Origin of the sequence: Epilithonimonas sp. (genome assembly GCF_032054305.1) — a bacterium.
Taxonomy (GTDB): Bacteria; Bacteroidota; Bacteroidia; order Flavobacteriales; family Weeksellaceae; genus Epilithonimonas.
The window spans coordinates 106,535-122,841 of the sequence record NZ_DAMBSX010000009.1 but is presented as its reverse complement, the minus strand read 5'-3'; the positions used below and the strand labels follow the sequence as shown (position 1 = coordinate 122,841).

Below are 16,307 nucleotides of genomic sequence, written 5' to 3'. Positions count from 1 at the left end.
CGAAGGTTTTTTATGGATTTTCTTCTTATTTGGCTTCAACACAGAAGACGGCATAAGGAATAACTGTCGCCGAAGGATAAACTTTTTTAACATTTCTCAAATCATCAGAAGCGCTTTGTTTGGAGAAGTAGCTTCCGGCAAGTATTTTATAATTTGGTCTCAATGAAGCATCCGTTTCAACTTTCAAACTTCTGAAATCATTTCTGAATTCTGTTGCTATTTTTCTGGCTTCTTCATTGCTTTTTACAACCACAACCTGAATTTTAAAACCCATAATTTTGGGGTTCTTTCGGCAGATTTCTGCATTCGTCAGTTCTCTGTTTGCAACTAGGATCTTTGGAGTCGTTTTCACAGGAGCACCAGAATTTCTGTTACAGTTGTCTTCGATTTTTTCCAAAGCATCATTCACACGCTCATCTAATGCAAAAGAAAGCTCAGTCCCCGACAAAGTGTCTTTTTTTACAATGTATTGAGCATCAATTTGGTAAAAACAGAATAATGTTGAGATTATGAAAAGCTTAAGCAGATTGTTCATTATAAATATATTTTCAGCAAATTTAAAATAAATTGAATTAAACGCAAACTCTGTTATTTAGAACGTTTACAAATTAATTATAATTGAAAAAAAGCATACGATAAGGGCTTCTTAATTTTTGTTAAAGTGTTATTTTTGCCGGATTGAATGTAAACTGAACAAAATTTACTAACCCAAGATTATATAAATGATTAGTTGGAGAAAGCATTACAAAAAGGGTCTGATAGCAATTAGTTTATTGTTGTCAACCGGCGCTTCCGTTTATGCACAAGGCGATCCGAAAAAAGGACAGGAGCTATTCAAGGCGAACTGTACAGCTTGTCACGCATTGGATAAAAAAGTTGTAGGACCTGCGCTTGGCGGTGTTGTTGAGAAAGTTAAAAAAGATGGTCAGGATGTCGACTGGCTTCACAAATGGATCAGCAACAACGAAAAACTGAGAGCGTCAGGCGATGCATACGCAAACAAGATTTATGAAGAGAATGGAAAGGTTGCGATGCAGGTTTTCGAAGGGAAACTTTCTGATCAGGATATCGATGATATCTTAGAATACACAACTAATCCACCAAAAGAAGAGCCTGCAGCTGAAGCGGCAACACAAGGTACTGATGTAAATAGTACTGCTGCAATTGAAGCTCAAAAAGCACAACAGCTGAACTCCAAAATTGTAGTTGCTGCCCTAATTGCAATTGCTGGCTTGTTGTTATGGTTATTGCTTAAAATCCGTCAATTAGTTAAACTACAGCAGACTCCGGAATTATCAGAACTTAATTCGACAAGACTTACTTCTTTCTCGGAATTATATGAAAAATACAGTTATGTAGGAAAAGGGCTTGTTGGTCTATTGGCTGTATTCGCATTGTATGGCGTGTGGAACTGGTTGATGTGGATAGGGGTTTACAAAGGATATGCTCCGGAACAGCCAATCTACTTCTCTCACAAGATCCACGCTGGTGAAAACAAGATCGACTGTCAGCTTTGTCACTCAGGTGCTAAGTATGGTAAAGTTTCTGAGATTCCTTCTCTTAATGTTTGTATGAATTGTCACCGTTCTATTTCTGAATACAAAGGAAAATACATCGAGCCAGGAAAAGACAGAGAATTCTACACAGGAGAAATCAAGAAGATTTATCAGCACGTGGGATGGGACGAAGATAAGCAGGCTTATACTGGTAAAACTGAACCAGTTGAGTGGACAAGAATTCACAATATGCCAGATTTCGTATATTTCAATCACTCTCAACACGTTGTTGCTGGTGAGCAAGCAATCATCAATAGTTTCAATGCTAAGCAGAAAGATGCAGCTAACAAGATCGATGTTGTTTGTAAAGCTTGTCACGGTAAAATTGATACAATGAACGTAGTTCAAATGGCTAACAACTTTACAATGGGATGGTGTATCGAATGTCACAGGACTACAGAAGTAGATATGAACAACGGTTATAATAAAGAATACTTCAAAAATCTACACGATAAGTTGAAAAAACAATATGGTGAAGGTAGTAAGATTACCGTAGATGCGATTGGAGGTCTTGAGTGTGGTAAATGTCATTATTAATAACAAAAATTAGAAGTATAAATGGCTTCAAATAAAATACAATTCAGAAGTATTCACGAACTAAAAGACCCGACTTTGACTGGAAAGTTAGCGGCAAAAGAGTTCCAGAATGAAATTCCGGTTGAAGAATTCTTAGACGATTCTAATAGTTCAGGAACTTCTCGTAGAGATTTCCTTAAGATATTAGGGTTTTCTACTGCAGCTGTTACATTAGCAGCTTGTGAAGCACCGGTTCTTAAAACGATTCCTTATGTTGTAAAACCTCACGATATCATTCCTGGTATTCCGAATTTTTACGCATCTTCATATTTTGACGGTTTCGATTTCTCAAGTGTTTTGGTAAAAACAAGAGAAGGTCGTCCTATCAGAATTGACCCTAACCCAGCAGCCGGATCATTAGGTACAACTAATGCCAGAGCTCAGGCTAGTGTTCTTTCTCTTTATGATAATGATAAAGTGAAAAAACCAGCTTTGAATGGACAGGAGCAGGATGATTTCAATAAAGTTGATGATTTTGTTCTTAAAGGTTTAACAGAATCTCAGGCTGGCGGTAAAAAGATTGTAGTATTATCTCACTCTTTCCCAAGTCCAACTTTCAAAAAGTTATTTGCTGATTTCAAAACAAAATATCCTTCTGCTGAATTAATCACTTACGATGCATATCCTCACGCTGCGGCTTTGGATGCTGCACAAGAGGTTTTCGGACAAAGAGCATTGCCAGTGTATGATTTGAGTTCAAGTCAATTGGTAGTTTCTTTCAACGCAGATTTCTTAGGAGATTATAACGGAGGAAGTCTGGAAGTTTCTTATGCTGCTGCTAGAAAACCTGGAGAAAATATGTTGAGACATATTCAGGTTGAATCTAATATGAGCTTGACAGGTGCTAACTCAGATTCAAGATATAAATTGAAGCCAAGTGCAGTTTTCAAAACTTTGGTAGAAGTTTATAACGGTCTTAATGGTGGGACTTCTGATAAGTTAGCTTCTGCAATTGTTAAAGAACTTCAGGCTAAAGGCGACAAAGCTGTTGTATTTGCAGACGGTTCAAAAGCAGCTTATGTTTTAGCACATTTGATCAATCAAAAATTAGGATCTAAAGCTTTCACTGGTAAAGCTAATTTCCTTAAAGAATATGATAATGCAAGATTCAATGAGTTTGTTTCTTGGTTAAATGGAGGACAAGTTGGTGTTTTAATTACCAATAATGTGAATCCGGTTTATTCTCACGCAAAAGGGCAAACTTTATTTGAAGCATTCAAAAAAGTGCCTTATTCTGTTGCGATAGTAGATAAGAAGAATGATATGTACAAAGCCTCTAAAGCAGTGATTCCTTATACGCACTGGTTAGAATCTTGGGGAGATATCACACCGGAAACAGGTGCATATTCTTTGATGCAGCCTACAATTCAGAAGATCTATACTTCTAGACAAGTTGAAGAATCTTTATTAGTTTGGATCAACGGTAAAAATAGTCCAGCTAATAATTATTATAATTACCTAAAAGCAAACGCTTTAGTTCTTAATGGTGGTCTTTCTTTCAACAAAAACCTTTATAATGGTTTCACGAACGGAGGTCTTTCAATGGGATTGAGTTATTCCGGCGGAAACGCAGCTCAGGCTGTTTCAGAATTGTCAGCATTTAAAAATGTTGAATTCGAATTACAACTTTACACCAAACCAGGTATCGGTGATGGAACACAGTCTAACAACCCTTGGTTGATGGAGCTTCCGGACCCGATATCTAGATTGTCTTGGGATAACTACTTGACAATTTCTCCAAAAGATGCGAAGACTCTTGATATTGAGAATAGTCTTAATGCCAGAATGCAGCTGGATGGAGATACTGTTAAATTGACAGTAAACGGCGTTACTCTTGAAAACGTTCCTGTATTTATTCAACCTGGTCAAGCAGAAGGTTCATTAGGATTGGCTCTTGGTTATGGTAAGAAAGATTCCGGTAAAGTTGCTGAAACAGGAATCAATGCATATCCATTATTCGACGGTTACAATACAGTTATTTCTAATGTTAAAATTGAAAAAACTGGAGAAACTCACGAATTCGCAGGAATGCAGCTTCAAAATACATTGATGGGTCGTTATGAAATTGCTAAAGAAGTGTCTTTGGAGGATTTCATTAATAAACCTGTTGATGACTGGAACGCACCTTTAAAAATGCACACGATTGGAGGTGAGCTTCCAATTGGAAAAGTTGACCTTTGGGATTCTTTTGATGATACAGACGGTCCTCACTTCAACTTATCAGTTGACCTTAACTCTTGTACTGGTTGTGGAGCTTGTGTTATAGCTTGTCAGGCAGAAAACAACGTTCCTGTTGTTGGAAAAGAAGAGATTAGAATGTCTAGAGATATGTATTGGTTAAGAATTGACCGTTACTATTCTACTGAACAAAAAGTTGAAGTTTACGAAGGTCTTAAAGAAGGGATGGCTGTTCCTGAACTTTATGGTAGTAGTCTTCTAGGAATTGAGGGAGCATTGGAAAATGCTGCTGATAATCCAGACGTAATTTTCCAGCCGGTAATGTGTCAGCACTGTAACCACGCACCTTGTGAAACAGTTTGCCCGGTTGCTGCAACATCTCACGGTAAGCAAGGTCAGAACCAAATGGCTTACAACAGATGTATTGGTACTAGATATTGTGCAAACAACTGTCCGTATAAAGTAAGAAGATTCAACTGGTTCAACTATGCGTTGAATGATAAGTTCGACTTCAATATGAACAATGATTTGGGAAGAATGGTTCTTAACCCAGATGTTGTAACAAGAACAAGAGGGGTAATGGAGAAATGTTCTCTTTGTATCCAAGAAACTCAGTTAACAATCTTGAATGCTAAGAAAGATGGCAGAAGAGTAACTGATGCAGAGTTCCAAGCTTCTTGTGCCTGTGCTGCAGCTTGTTCTACGGGAGCTATGAAATTCGGTGATATGAATGACGTAGATTCTGAAGTTAGAAGCTTGTTCAACGGGAATAGAAAATATACTTTGCTTGAAGAAATTGGTACCAAACCAAACGTATTCTATCATGCAAAAATCAGAAACAGAAAAGAAGAGAAAAACGTTTAAATAATAAATAGGTAAAAAATGTCAGGACATTACGAAGCTCCGATAAGGGAACCTTTAATTATTGGTCATAAGACTTATCACGATATTACAGAAGATATCGCAAGACCTATCGAAGAACGTGCAGGGAAATTATGGTGGGCATCTTTGTATGCAGCTTTAATCTTGTTCGTTTATGGATTTGGTTGTATCGCTTACACAGTCGGAACCGGTATCGGTGCGTGGGGACTTAACAGAACTATCAACTGGGGTTGGGATATTACCAATTTCGTATGGTGGGTAGGTATTGGTCACGCAGGAACATTGATTTCCGCTGTATTATTATTATTTAGACAAAGATGGAGAATGTCTGTTAACCGTTCTGCAGAAGCGATGACGATTTTCGCAGTTTGTCAGGCGGCTATCTTTCCGGTAATTCACATGGGTAGAGTTTGGGTTGGATACTGGGTTTTCCCTTTGCCAAACCAGTTTGGTTCTCTTTGGGTTAACTTTAACTCACCATTACTTTGGGACGTATTTGCAATCTCGACTTATTTCTCTGTATCAGTTGTATTCTGGTTTATGGGTTTGATTCCTGACTTTGCAATGATCAGAGATAGAGCAAAAACACCTTTCAATAAAAAGATTTATACTCTTCTTGCATTTGGATGGGGTGGAAAAGCAAAACACTGGCAGAGATTTGAAGAGTTATCCTTGGTTCTAGCAGGTTTGGCAACACCACTTGTATTCTCCGTACACACGACAGTATCATTTGACTTTGCTACTTCGGTAATCAAAGGATGGCACTCAACAATCTATCCTCCTTACTTCGTTGCCGGAGCTATTTTCTCAGGATTTGCAATGGTACAAACACTTTTATTGGTAGCAAGAAAAGTTTGTCACTTAGAAGATTATATTACAATGTACCACATCGAGATTATGAACATCGTCATCGTTGTAACAGGTGGTATGGTAACTGTAGCTTACGCCACTGAATATTTTATCGGATGGTATTCTGGATCGAGATTTGAAGATTTTACCTATCTGTCTCCAGGAGCAGCAGTTGGACCCTATTGGTGGGCATTCTGGGCGTTGATTATCTGCAACTTGGTTGTGCCGGCAGCGTTCTGGTTCAAAAAAGTTAGAACTAATATCTTCTGGACTTTCATCATTGCATTGATCATCAACATCGGTATGTGGTTTGAGCGTTTTGATATTATAGTAATCAACTTGTCAAGAGATTATTTACCATCTTCTTGGACAATGTTTAAGCCAACCATTATCGACGTTGGTGTATATCTTGGAACAATCGGATTCTTCTCTGTATTATTCCTTTTATATGCAAGAACATTCCCTGTAATTGCACAGGCCGAATTGAAGAGTATTTTGAAAATTTCCGGTGAAACTTATAAAGCAAAAGAAGGAGATGAGCACCACTAAGATTATATATGGACTTTACGGCGACGACGATGATTTGATGCACGGCGTGAAAGCCTTCACAGATAAAGGAATATCTATAAACGAAGTTTATACGCCATTCCCAGTTCACGGACTTGACAAAGCTCTTGGATTAAAGAAAACCAGAATTTCTGACGCAGCATTCATCTATGCTTGTTATGGAGTTACCATCGGTATTACTTTAACAGCTTGGATTATGAACCACGACTGGCCTCAGAACATTGGTGGTAAACCATCATTTGACTGGATTCATAACTTTCCGGCTTTCATTGATCCAATGTTTGAATTGATGGTTTTCTGTTCTGCTCACTTGATGTCATTAACTTTCTTGGTAAGAAACAAAATGTATCCTGGTGCAAAACCTCAGAATCCAGACCCAAGAACTACGGATGACAAATTTATGATGGAGTTTGTGTCTGATGATGTTGAAACTATTAAACAACTGTTGATTGATACAGGTGTTGAAGAAATAACTGTTAAAGATGCCTAAGATGAAGAATAGTATATTAAAATTTACAGCAATCTTTGGTTTAACAACTGTTTTACTGAATTCTTGCGGTGGGCCAAAAGACAATCCACCATTGGTATATTTTCCAGATATGTATTTCCCAGTAGCTTATGATCCTTTGATGAAAGCTAAGGACGCATATTCTGACCATGAAAACGAAATTCCTGCTTTTGTAGCTCATAACGGAGCAACTGGACTTTCTCCTGTAGAAGGAACTGTTCCTCAAAACAAAGACGGAATCGTAAGTGAGGAAACTCTACCTAAAAATGTTGATGAATACAATGCTGGATATGATGCATCAAAATTGATAAAGGAATCACCACTGAATCCTAAAAATCTTGAAAAAGATCTGGCAAGAGGAAAAATATTGTTTGATCATACTTGTTCTGCTTGTCATGGTACAGGCGGAGACGGACAAGGACCAATTGTAAAAAGCGGTGCTTATTCTGGAGTTCCTAATTATGCTGATAGAGATATCACAATCGGTTCTATCCACTATGTTTTGACTAATGGTAGAAACGCAATGGGTTCTTATGCAGGACAATTGAATGTGGGAGATAGATGGAGAGTGGCTTTATATGTCTATAATACTTTTAAAGCACCAACTGCTACAGCAGCTCCGGACGCTGCCGCTCTAGCTACGACAGAGAAAACTTCTACTGCTCCTGCAGCAGCTGAAGCTAAAACCAATGCTAAATAAAAAAAGAAGAAAATGTATAGTTTTTCACCTAAATTAAGATTATATTCAATTATACTCATTGTTGTAGGAGTTGCTTTATTCGGTATTGGTTATGCACTTAACCACGGATTGGATGATACTGCAATCTCTCATTGGATGGAGTCTGTTCATTCAAAGGGGCACGAAGCACCTTCACATTCTAGTGAGTTGGTTGGTCCTCAAGACCACGATTCACATTTAGAGCACGCAAAGCATCAGATTCATAATCAACCATTGGCGGCAATTCATACTTTTGCAGTTTTTGCTTTTGGAATCAGCTGTTGTGCATTATTCTTTTACAGTATCCAACACGCTGCTCACGCTGGTTGGTCTATCATTGTAACAAGAGTAATGGAAGCTATTGCTTCTTTCATTCCATATGGAGGAGCATTGCTAGTAATCATAGTACTTTTGAATATCACACACCAAGGTCACCTTTTCCATTGGATGGACGAAAGTCTTACTACACCGGGAGATCCTAATTTTGATGTTATTTTATTTGAAAAGAAAAGATTCCTTAATATTCCTTTCTATGCTATCAGAACATTGATTTATGTTGTTGGTGCGTCTTTCTTTGTTTGGAAACTGAAGAGTACTTCTAAAAAAGTCGATGAGAACAAAGGGGATAGAAAGATTTATGCAAGCTTATATAGCTGGAGTGTTGGTTATATCGCATTCTTCGGGTTTGCTTCTGCAGCTTGGGCTTGGGATTGGTTGATGTCAATTGACCCTCACTGGTATTCCACGCTTTACATCTGGTACTCAATGGTTAGTTGTTTGTCAACTTCTATTGCTGTAATGATCATCATTAGTGTATATCTTAAGAAAAAAGGAGTTTACCCTCAGTTCAACAATAACCATCTTCACGACCTTGGTAAATTCTTATTTGCTACAAGTATGTTGTGGTCTTACCTGTGGTTCTGTCAGTTTATGCTTTATTGGTATGCTAACGTTCCGGAAGAGGTTAACTACTTCTTTGGTAGATTCGAATATTATACACCGACATTCTTACCAATGTTGATTATTAACTTCCTTGCTCCACTATTGGTTTTAGTAAGTAGCAGCATCAAGAGAAATTACAAAGTGGTAACGTTTATGGCTTGTGTTGTAATTATAGGTCACGCCGTAGATTACTTTAATATGGTAATGCCGGGAACAGTTGGCCCATATTGGAACAATGCTTCAAATGCTTTATTAGTATTAGGTTCATTTGTATTTGTGATTGGATTATTTACATTCACAGTAATGACAGCTTTATCTAAATTAAAATTGATGCCTACTGGAAACCCATTCTTCCATGAGTCGGAGATTTACGAATATCCTTTCTAATTAATATAGAAAATCAAAAATATAACCCAGCAGTAATGTTGGGTTTTTTTATTACATTTAAACAAATAAATACAAATGATTCATAAAATTCCAATCGAAAATATTCTCTTTCTTGATATCGAAACTGTTCCACAAATTGACTCTTGGAATAACCTCGATTCTACATCTCAATACCTTTGGGATAAGAAGACAAAAGTTCAAAGAAAAGAAGAAATCGAAGCTTCTGATTTCTATGAGCAACGTGCAGGCATTATGGCTGAATTCGGGATGATAATCTGCATCTCAATCGGAATGATTGATAATAATTCTGGTAAGCTTAAAATCAAAACTTATTCTGGAGAGGAAAAAGATTTATTGATTTCATTTTGTGAATTGTTCAATAGTCCTCGACTGAATAATGTTATTCTTTGTGCTCACAACGGAAAAGAGTTCGATTTTCCTTACATCGCAAGAAGGCTTTTAATTAATGGAATTCAGCCACCGGTTCCATTCCAAATGTTTGGGAAGAAACCTTGGGAAATCCTTCATATTGATACGATGGAACTTTGGAAATTCGGAGATTGGAAAAGTTATGTTTCGCTGGAATTATTGGCTCATGTTTTTGGAATTCCCACACCAAAGGATGATATCGATGGAAGTATGGTTGCCGATATATACTACAAAGAGGGCGATATAGACAGAATCATTCATTATTGTGAAAAAGATGTCTTAACTTTGGCAAATGTTTTCAGGCGGATGCGTCAGGAAGATTTACTAAAAAGATTAGATTAAAATGAAATATACAGACGACCAAATTGCAGATATTGGCGAAGAAATAATCAAAGAACTTAAAACGGTTTTCGACCCGGAAATTCCGGTTGATATTTATGAATTGGGATTAGTTTACGATGTGCAGATCTCGGATGAAGGAGAAGTGCTGGTCATAATGACATTAACCTCTCCGAACTGTCCTGTCGCAGAGACATTACCGGTAGAAGTAGAAGATAAGGTGAGAGGAGTGGAAGGTGTAAAATCTGCGAAAATCGAACTTACTTTTGAGCCAACCTGGACCAAAGAAATGATGAGTGAAGAAGCCAAGTTTGAACTTGGTATGTTATAAAAAGTAAATCCTGCTAATTGCAGGATTTTTATTTTAATCTTTATATTCGAAAAGGAATATTTTCTTGATGTCTGAATTGAGGCTGAGATATACTGGGCAATTCTTGGCCGTAGACTCGATAAACTCTTTTTCTGCCGGAGTGTAAGAGTTTGGGAATTTGAAAACACAGAAGATTTCACCAATTCTTCTTGGTTCAAAATACATGGTTTTTTTCAATTCGCAAGTCGCACCCGTGATGTCGATATTTCTGTCCTTACCCAAAACAACAAGTGAAGCGAATACGCTCTCTGCCAAAGCCGTTGCAAAAATGTCTGTCGGAGAAAAATGCTCACGGACAGTAAAATCATTGGATGGAACATACGTTGAGAATACTTCACCGGAGGCTTCATGCACAGATTCAATTTTGGATTCTCCTAAGTAAGTTGTTTTTGAAGTCATAACCGATAGTTTTTTTAATTGTTTTTTCTGTAATAAAATTACATCATTTTTTTGAAATCCCGAATTATGAATGTGAATAATTATTAAAATATGATATAATTTATATTTTGGACTTCGAATTAAAAATGAAAGATATCTTTGGCCATGTTGTAAGCACTTTCAAAATGGAGAAGATTTTGATGGATATCCAGTTTTTCTGACTGCATAAAAGTGAAAACCTTTTCAGTCGGCATATTTCCAACCAGATCATCCTCCGCCATTGGGCAACCACCAATTCCTTTTATGGCGCTGTCAAATCTTCTGCAGCCTTCGTCATAAGCCGCTTTCAGTTTGAGGTAAGAATCCTTGTATCGGTTATGAAAATGCGCTCCGAAATTGATGCCGGGATATTTGGCAGGAATTTTATTAAACAAAAGCGAAATTCTTTCCACGTCGCCAACACCAGTTGTGTCCGATAAAAGAACATCTTTGATTCCAATTTCCTCAAAACGTTTTGCCCAAAAGTCCACATCTTCCCATTTCCAGCTTTCGCCGTAAGGATTGCCGAAAGCCATCGAGAAATAAAGATTCAATTGTCTGCTCTCAGATTTTGTTAGCTCTAATATCTTCACAACTTCAGTAAAAGCTTCCTCTCTGCTTTTATTGGTATTTCTGTGTTGGAATGTTTCAGAAATTGAGAAAGGAAAACCCAGAATGTCGACTTGCTCGTGGCTCAAAGCTTTTTCGGCACCTCGAAGATTGGCAACAACGACAGACAGTTTTGTGTTAGAAAGCGATTTGTCAATTTCGTCCACCACAATTCCGGAATCAACCATTTGGGGCATCGTTTTCGGATTCACGAAGCTGCCGCAATCCAAGACATCAAAGCGCACTTCCATCAGTCGGTTGATGTAATCTATTTTTTTCTGCGTGGGAATCATTTCTCCCCAGCCTTGCATCGCGTCGCGTGGACACTCGGTTAAGAACATTCGTATCGTTTTTATAATTATTTGGGGGTGCCCTTTTGTCCCGATAAATCGGAACAAGCAGGTCGCGCTTTCCGCTATATCTTTTTCTTGCAAACCTTCATTCTTAAGGTTTGCAAAGTAAAAAGGATGCCGCTGCAATCGCTCACGCAAGAGATTCTGTGTTCCAACAGGACTCATCGGCGCTCGCTTCGCTCGCACACAACAACATCTCAGATTTTTGATAATTCACAACTTATCAATCATCAGATATTATTTGTCGTTCACTGCATAAATATATAACTTTGCGGAGATATGGCAAATTATATGGAAAACATCCAATTAGACGGTATTTGGAGAGAAAAACTCCTTAACAGATTCATTACATACATCAAGATATTTTCAACCAGCGACGCAGAAAGTGAGACTACACCTTCTACAGAAAGGCAGTGGGATATTGCTAATTATCTGTATAAAGAATTACAGGATTTGGGATTGGAAGATGTGAGTATAGACGAAAAAGGATACGTTTTTGGATTCATTCCTTCTAATAAGGAAGATAAAGTTCCACAAGTCGGATTCATTGCGCATTACGATTCGTCACCGGATTTCAATGGCGAAAATGTGAATCCACAGATTTGGGAAAACTATGATGGAGAAGATCTGTTACTGAACAAAGAAACTGGATTCACTTTGTCCTCAACCAAATTTGAATCTTTAAAAAAGTATGTCGGACAAACCATTATCACAACAGACGGAACAACATTGCTGAGTGCTGATGATAAAGCTGGTGTAGCGGAGATTGTTACGGCAGCCGAATTTCTTCTGGCTAATCCTCAAATCAAGCACGGACGAATCTCTATCGGCTTTAATCCGGATGAAGAGATTGGAAGAGGCGCACATCATTTCGATGTAGAAAAATTTGGAGCTGAATGGGCTTATACGATGGATGGCGGGGAAATCGGTGAGCTGGAATATGAGAACTTCAATGCAGCCGGAGCTGTGGTAAAAATCCACGGATTGTCTGTACATCCAGGTTATTCTTTCGGGAAAATGCTGAATGCAGGTTTAGTGGCCTCAGAATTCATCAATTCACTTCCAGCTAATGAAACACCGGCAACTACAAAAGGTTTCGAAGGGTTTTTCCATTTAACAGATTTCGAAGGTGATGTTTCAGAGGCTAAACTTCAATACATCATTCGTGACCACGATGACCAGAAATTTGAAGACAGAAAAAAACTGATTGCTGAAAAAGTTGAGGAAATCAACAAAAAGTATGGCGCTAAAACTGCTGAGATAGAGATCAAGCAGCAATATCTCAATATGAAGAAACAATTCGAAGGTAAAATGCATATCGTAGATATCGCAGAACAGGCAATGAAAGATTCCGGAATCGAACCGAAGATCAAAGCGATCAGAGGTGGAACAGACGGTGCGCAATTGTCGTATATGGGATTGCCATGCCCAAATATCTTCGCTGGTGGACACAATTTCCATGGACCTTATGAATTTGTACCTTTGGAAAGTATGTTGGCAGCCGTTAAGGTGATTGCTAATATTGCTCAATCGGTAAAATAATTTAATTTTAATTCAAATCAATTCTGAATGACAATCAAAGAAAAACAACAGGAATTAATAGAAGAATTCGCCTTTCTGGACGATTGGGAGCAGAAGTATGAATATATTATAGACCTTGGGAAAGAATTAAAAGGACTTTCTGAGGACAAAAAAACGGATGAAAATCTAATCCGAGGTTGTCAGTCCAAAGTTTGGATCGATGCAGAATTCAAAGATGGGAAATTGTTTTTCAATGCAGATTCTGACGGGATTTTGCCAAAAGGAATTGTTTCACTTTTGGTGAGAATCTACAGTGGACATTCTACACAGGAGATTTTGGATTCTGATTTCGAATTTATTTCAGAAATCGGATTACAGGAATTTTTGTCTCCATCCAGAGCCAATGGACTGATGGCGATGACCAAGCAGATCAAATTTTACGCAGTTGCATTTCAACTAAAGAAATAGGTGAAGAGAATTCTGGCATATCGTTTTTCTGCATTCGGAGATGTAGCGATGACAGTTCCTGTCTGCGTAGAGTTTCTGGAACAGAATCCTGATGTTGAAATTGTATTTGTGAGCAGAGACAACTTCAAAGACCTTTTTGACAAACATCCGAGACTGAAGTTCCACGGAATCAGCTTCGACGATTACAAAGGGATTTTCGGGATCAGAAAACTGACAAAACAATTGATCAAACAGTTTAATCCAGATTATGTTGCTGACCTTCACGATGTGATCAGAACCAAAATGATCAATTCTATTTTTTTCAGGCACGGCTACAAAATTTTTCAAATCGATAAAGGTAAGGATGAGAAGGAAAAGCTGACCGATATTTGGAATCTGGATAAATTTCAACTTAAAAGAACTGTTGAAAGGTATGCTGATGTTTTCAGACGAATGGGATTTGATGTTGAATTATCCCATCAATTAAGAAATCAATCTGATAATAAAAAAGATATTGGCTTTGCCCCTTTTGCACAACATAAGGGTAAAATGATGCCGGAAGAAAAATCCTTTGAACTGGCGAGAATCTTAGCGAAAACGCATAAGGTTTACTTTTTTGGCGGCGGAAAAGAGGAGAATGAGATCCTTACAAAATGGGAAAAACAAATTCCTAATACCCATAGTTTATCCGGAAAATTATCCCTGAAAGAAGAACTCAAAAAGATCTCTGAATTGGAGGTGATGATCTCTATGGATTCTGCGAATATGCATTTGGCAAGTCTCATGGGAACCCGATGTATTTCGGTTTGGGGTTCTACCCATCATTTTGCTGGCTTTTTAGGTTACGGGCAAAGTGAAGATGATATTGTTCATGTTAAAGATCTGTCTTGCAGACCTTGCTCTGTTTTTGGTGATAAAGAATGCTTCCGAGGCGATTATGCTTGTCTCGAGGAATTAGATATTCAGAAAATCATAGACAAAATATGAAGCTGAGTATTTGTATTCCTGTTTATAATTTCGATGTCAATGATTTGGTAAAAGACCTTCAAAATCAGATTATTTCAAATAAATTGGATGCGGAAATTATCTTGATTGATGATGCTTCTAAAACTGAATTTATCAATAAAAATAAAAATTTAGAAAAGGCTGTCAAACAGTTTATTTTCCTCGATAAAAATATTGGGCGCTCTAAAATCCGAAACCTATTCCTTAATTATTCTCAGTCAGATTACTTGCTTTTTTTAGATTGCGATGGAAAAATAATCAATCAAAATTTTCTTAAGCACTATACCGATTTTATTAATACTAAAAATCCAGATGTGGTTTTTGGAGGCAGAAAAGTGAGTGATGTAAAGCCCTCTGCGGAATATGGTCTTAGATGGAAATTCGCTGTAGAAAGAGAGAACTTGCCTTTAAAACAACGTTTAAAGTCTCCTTATCTGGATTTTCAGACTAATAATTTTATCGTTAGAAAATCGGTCTTAGAAAAAAATCCTTTTAATGAAACAATTACGCAATATGGTTACGAAGATTTGATTTTTGCGAAAGACCTTTTCAAAAACAATATTTTTATTGACCATATTGATAATCCGATTTTCAATAATGATGTTGAGACCAATGAGGTTTTTCTCGCTAAAGCCGATCAATCTGCAAAAAGTCTTTCTCAGCTTATTAAAACTGATAAAGATGTCGAAAGAATCTCTAAAATAAAGCTTGCAAAAGCTTATTCCATATTGAAAAAAACGGGAGGTATTTTTATTTACAGGTTGATTTATAAATTTTCAAAAGAATATATCAAAAAAAAGCTCTTAAGAGGAGATGCCTCATTAAAAGCTTTAGATTTTTATAAGCTAGGCCAGCTTATCTATTATATGAATAAGAATTAAATTTCTGATACCCCAATTCCAATCTGATATTAGATATATTAAGCCAAGTTACAACTTTAAGTAAAAAATATCCTATTAACATACCAAATGTATTAAGGAAAACATCATCTATATCGGCAGTACCTCTGGCTGTCCAGTATTGTGTATATTCTATAGCGCAGATCCACAGTACGAATCCAAAAAATAGCAACGGCAGGTTATTTAATCTTTTATCTAAAATGCCTAGCCATCCGTAGGGGATGAATACTAGTATATTACCTATAATATTTACCATGAATTTTTCTGAAAAAATCTGATGGTAATGAAGAAAATATTTGATACTTTGAAAAGGATTTTTCTGTATAAAGCCAAATTCTGGATGACGTCCGCATCCGTAAAACATCATGTATAATAAAAAAAATGTGTAGAAGAAAATCAACACTGCATAATATCTTTTCATAGGTTTCCTTTTGAGGGGATTAGTAATTAAAAGAGTTTTATACCAAGTAACAAGGCGCAACAATTTTATCTATTATAGAGTATCAAAAATCTTTCCGTTAACTCGGAATTAAACAAATGATTAGATTTTTTATAAAACTTTAACATTATGTTAAGTAGAAAAAATGTGATTTAACATAATTTTTAAGAAAGTGGGCAGTACAGGATTCGAACCAGTGACCTCTGCGATGTCAACGCAACGCTCTAAACCAACTGAGCTAACTGCCCAAAATTTGACTTTAAAGAAAAAATCTCTCAGTTTCCTGAGAGATCTTGTGGGCCCTGAGGGATTCGAA

The 16,307-nt window shown here is 37.1% G+C and carries 16 protein-coding genes and 2 tRNA genes (1 of these 18 cut by a window edge); 12 read left to right on the top strand and 6 right to left on the bottom strand.

The window, feature by feature from the left end:
- Positions 1-25: 25 nt before the first annotated feature.
- The gene (locus RTX21_RS17640) at positions 26-535 is read right to left on the bottom strand and encodes an SPOR domain-containing protein (RefSeq protein ID WP_312769798.1); all 510 of its coding nucleotides are present in this window, start codon (positions 533-535) and stop codon (positions 26-28) included.
- Positions 536-722: 187 nt separating this feature from the next.
- Here RTX21_RS17640 and RTX21_RS17635 point away from each other — a divergent pair, with 187 nt between their 5' ends.
- The 8 genes from RTX21_RS17635 (at position 723) to RTX21_RS17600 (ending at position 10,262) form a co-directional block, all read left to right on the top strand.
- Positions 723-2,093 (top strand): c-type cytochrome, encoded by a 1,371-nt coding sequence (locus RTX21_RS17635; protein WP_312769795.1) that lies wholly within the window; start codon positions 723-725, stop codon positions 2,091-2,093.
- Positions 2,094-2,114: 21 nt separating this feature from the next.
- Positions 2,115-5,174: a TAT-variant-translocated molybdopterin oxidoreductase gene (locus RTX21_RS17630; protein ID WP_312769792.1), complete on the top strand. Its 3,060-nt coding sequence runs from the start codon at positions 2,115-2,117 to the stop codon at positions 5,172-5,174.
- A gap of 18 nt (positions 5,175-5,192) precedes the next feature.
- Positions 5,193-6,590, top strand: coding sequence for an NrfD/PsrC family molybdoenzyme membrane anchor subunit (nrfD, locus tag RTX21_RS17625; protein ID WP_312769790.1), 1,398 nt, complete (start codon positions 5,193-5,195; stop codon positions 6,588-6,590).
- Positions 6,577-7,098, top strand: coding sequence for a DUF3341 domain-containing protein (locus RTX21_RS17620; protein ID WP_312769788.1), 522 nt, complete (start codon positions 6,577-6,579; stop codon positions 7,096-7,098). The genes nrfD and RTX21_RS17620 overlap by 14 nt, the downstream gene beginning before the upstream one ends.
- Positions 7,091-7,816, top strand: a complete 726-nt coding sequence (locus RTX21_RS17615) for a c-type cytochrome (protein ID WP_312769786.1) — start codon at positions 7,091-7,093, stop codon at positions 7,814-7,816. The genes RTX21_RS17620 and RTX21_RS17615 overlap by 8 nt, the downstream gene beginning before the upstream one ends.
- A gap of 12 nt (positions 7,817-7,828) precedes the next feature.
- Positions 7,829-9,163 (top strand): quinol:cytochrome C oxidoreductase, encoded by a 1,335-nt coding sequence (locus RTX21_RS17610; protein ID WP_312769785.1) that lies wholly within the window; start codon positions 7,829-7,831, stop codon positions 9,161-9,163.
- 75 nt (positions 9,164-9,238) lie between these two features.
- On the top strand, positions 9,239-9,934 hold the full coding sequence (locus RTX21_RS17605; RefSeq protein ID WP_312769784.1) for a 3'-5' exonuclease: 696 nt from the start codon (positions 9,239-9,241) through the stop codon (positions 9,932-9,934).
- Between the two features lies 1 nt (position 9,935).
- Complete coding sequence (locus RTX21_RS17600; protein ID WP_027383088.1) at positions 9,936-10,262, top strand: SUF system Fe-S cluster assembly protein; 327 nt, start codon at positions 9,936-9,938, stop codon at positions 10,260-10,262.
- A gap of 33 nt (positions 10,263-10,295) precedes the next feature.
- Here the strand turns inward: RTX21_RS17600 and RTX21_RS17595 are convergent, their stop codons facing one another.
- Positions 10,296-10,700, bottom strand: a complete 405-nt coding sequence (locus RTX21_RS17595) for an OsmC family protein (protein WP_312769781.1) — start codon at positions 10,698-10,700, stop codon at positions 10,296-10,298.
- Between the two features lie 119 nt (positions 10,701-10,819).
- A complete protein-coding gene (locus tag RTX21_RS17590) occupies positions 10,820-11,668 on the bottom strand; it encodes a hydroxymethylglutaryl-CoA lyase (protein WP_312769780.1) in 849 nt (282 codons plus the stop codon).
- Between the two features lie 303 nt (positions 11,669-11,971).
- Here RTX21_RS17590 and pepT point away from each other — a divergent pair, with 303 nt between their 5' ends.
- Genes pepT through RTX21_RS17570 form a run of 4 tightly spaced genes read left to right on the top strand, consistent with a single transcriptional unit; the run spans position 11,972 to position 15,534 of the window.
- Entirely contained in the window at positions 11,972-13,222 is a 1,251-nt protein-coding gene (pepT, locus tag RTX21_RS17585; RefSeq protein WP_312769836.1) for a peptidase T, read from the top strand.
- A gap of 27 nt (positions 13,223-13,249) precedes the next feature.
- A complete protein-coding gene (locus tag RTX21_RS17580) occupies positions 13,250-13,669 on the top strand; it encodes a SufE family protein (RefSeq protein WP_312769778.1) in 420 nt (139 codons plus the stop codon).
- Complete coding sequence (locus RTX21_RS17575) at positions 13,670-14,635, top strand: glycosyltransferase family 9 protein (RefSeq protein WP_312769777.1); 966 nt, start codon at positions 13,670-13,672, stop codon at positions 14,633-14,635.
- Positions 14,632-15,534, top strand: coding sequence for a glycosyltransferase (locus RTX21_RS17570; protein WP_312769776.1), 903 nt, complete (start codon positions 14,632-14,634; stop codon positions 15,532-15,534). Before RTX21_RS17575 ends, RTX21_RS17570 begins: the two co-directional genes overlap by 4 nt.
- Here RTX21_RS17570 and RTX21_RS18060 read toward each other — a convergent pair.
- The 3 genes from RTX21_RS18060 to RTX21_RS17560 all read right to left on the bottom strand — a co-directional run.
- Complete coding sequence (locus RTX21_RS18060) at positions 15,509-15,973, bottom strand: VanZ family protein (RefSeq protein ID WP_409415005.1); 465 nt, start codon at positions 15,971-15,973, stop codon at positions 15,509-15,511. The genes RTX21_RS17570 and RTX21_RS18060 overlap by 26 nt on opposite strands.
- Before the next feature lie 191 nt (positions 15,974-16,164).
- Positions 16,165-16,239, bottom strand: a tRNA-Val gene (locus RTX21_RS17565).
- A 48-nt stretch (positions 16,240-16,287) separates the two neighbouring features.
- A tRNA-Val gene (locus RTX21_RS17560) sits at positions 16,288-16,307 on the bottom strand (it continues 155 nt past the right edge of the window).

Bases quoted from the DNA above. Each gene is read 5' to 3' on its own strand.
- RTX21_RS17640 (WP_312769798.1), bottom strand. From the start codon at position 535: ATGAACAATCTGCTTAAGCTTTTCATAATCTCAACATTATTCTGTTTT.
- RTX21_RS17635 (WP_312769795.1), top strand. From the start codon at position 723: ATGATTAGTTGGAGAAAGCATTACAAAAAGGGTCTGATAGCAATTAGT.
- RTX21_RS17630 (WP_312769792.1), top strand. From the start codon at position 2,115: ATGGCTTCAAATAAAATACAATTCAGAAGTATTCACGAACTAAAAGAC.
- nrfD (WP_312769790.1), top strand. From the start codon at position 5,193: ATGTCAGGACATTACGAAGCTCCGATAAGGGAACCTTTAATTATTGGT.
- RTX21_RS17620 (WP_312769788.1), top strand. From the start codon at position 6,577: ATGAGCACCACTAAGATTATATATGGACTTTACGGCGACGACGATGAT.
- RTX21_RS17615 (WP_312769786.1), top strand. From the start codon at position 7,091: ATGCCTAAGATGAAGAATAGTATATTAAAATTTACAGCAATCTTTGGT.
- RTX21_RS17610 (WP_312769785.1), top strand. From the start codon at position 7,829: ATGTATAGTTTTTCACCTAAATTAAGATTATATTCAATTATACTCATT.
- RTX21_RS17605 (WP_312769784.1), top strand. From the start codon at position 9,239: ATGATTCATAAAATTCCAATCGAAAATATTCTCTTTCTTGATATCGAA.
- RTX21_RS17600 (WP_027383088.1), top strand. From the start codon at position 9,936: ATGAAATATACAGACGACCAAATTGCAGATATTGGCGAAGAAATAATC.
- RTX21_RS17595 (WP_312769781.1), bottom strand. From the start codon at position 10,700: ATGACTTCAAAAACAACTTACTTAGGAGAATCCAAAATTGAATCTGTG.
- RTX21_RS17590 (WP_312769780.1), bottom strand. From the start codon at position 11,668: ATGTTCTTAACCGAGTGTCCACGCGACGCGATGCAAGGCTGGGGAGAA.
- pepT (WP_312769836.1), top strand. From the start codon at position 11,972: ATGGAAAACATCCAATTAGACGGTATTTGGAGAGAAAAACTCCTTAAC.
- RTX21_RS17580 (WP_312769778.1), top strand. From the start codon at position 13,250: ATGACAATCAAAGAAAAACAACAGGAATTAATAGAAGAATTCGCCTTT.
- RTX21_RS17570 (WP_312769776.1), top strand. From the start codon at position 14,632: ATGAAGCTGAGTATTTGTATTCCTGTTTATAATTTCGATGTCAATGAT.
- RTX21_RS18060 (WP_409415005.1), bottom strand. From the start codon at position 15,973: ATGAAAAGATATTATGCAGTGTTGATTTTCTTCTACACATTTTTTTTA.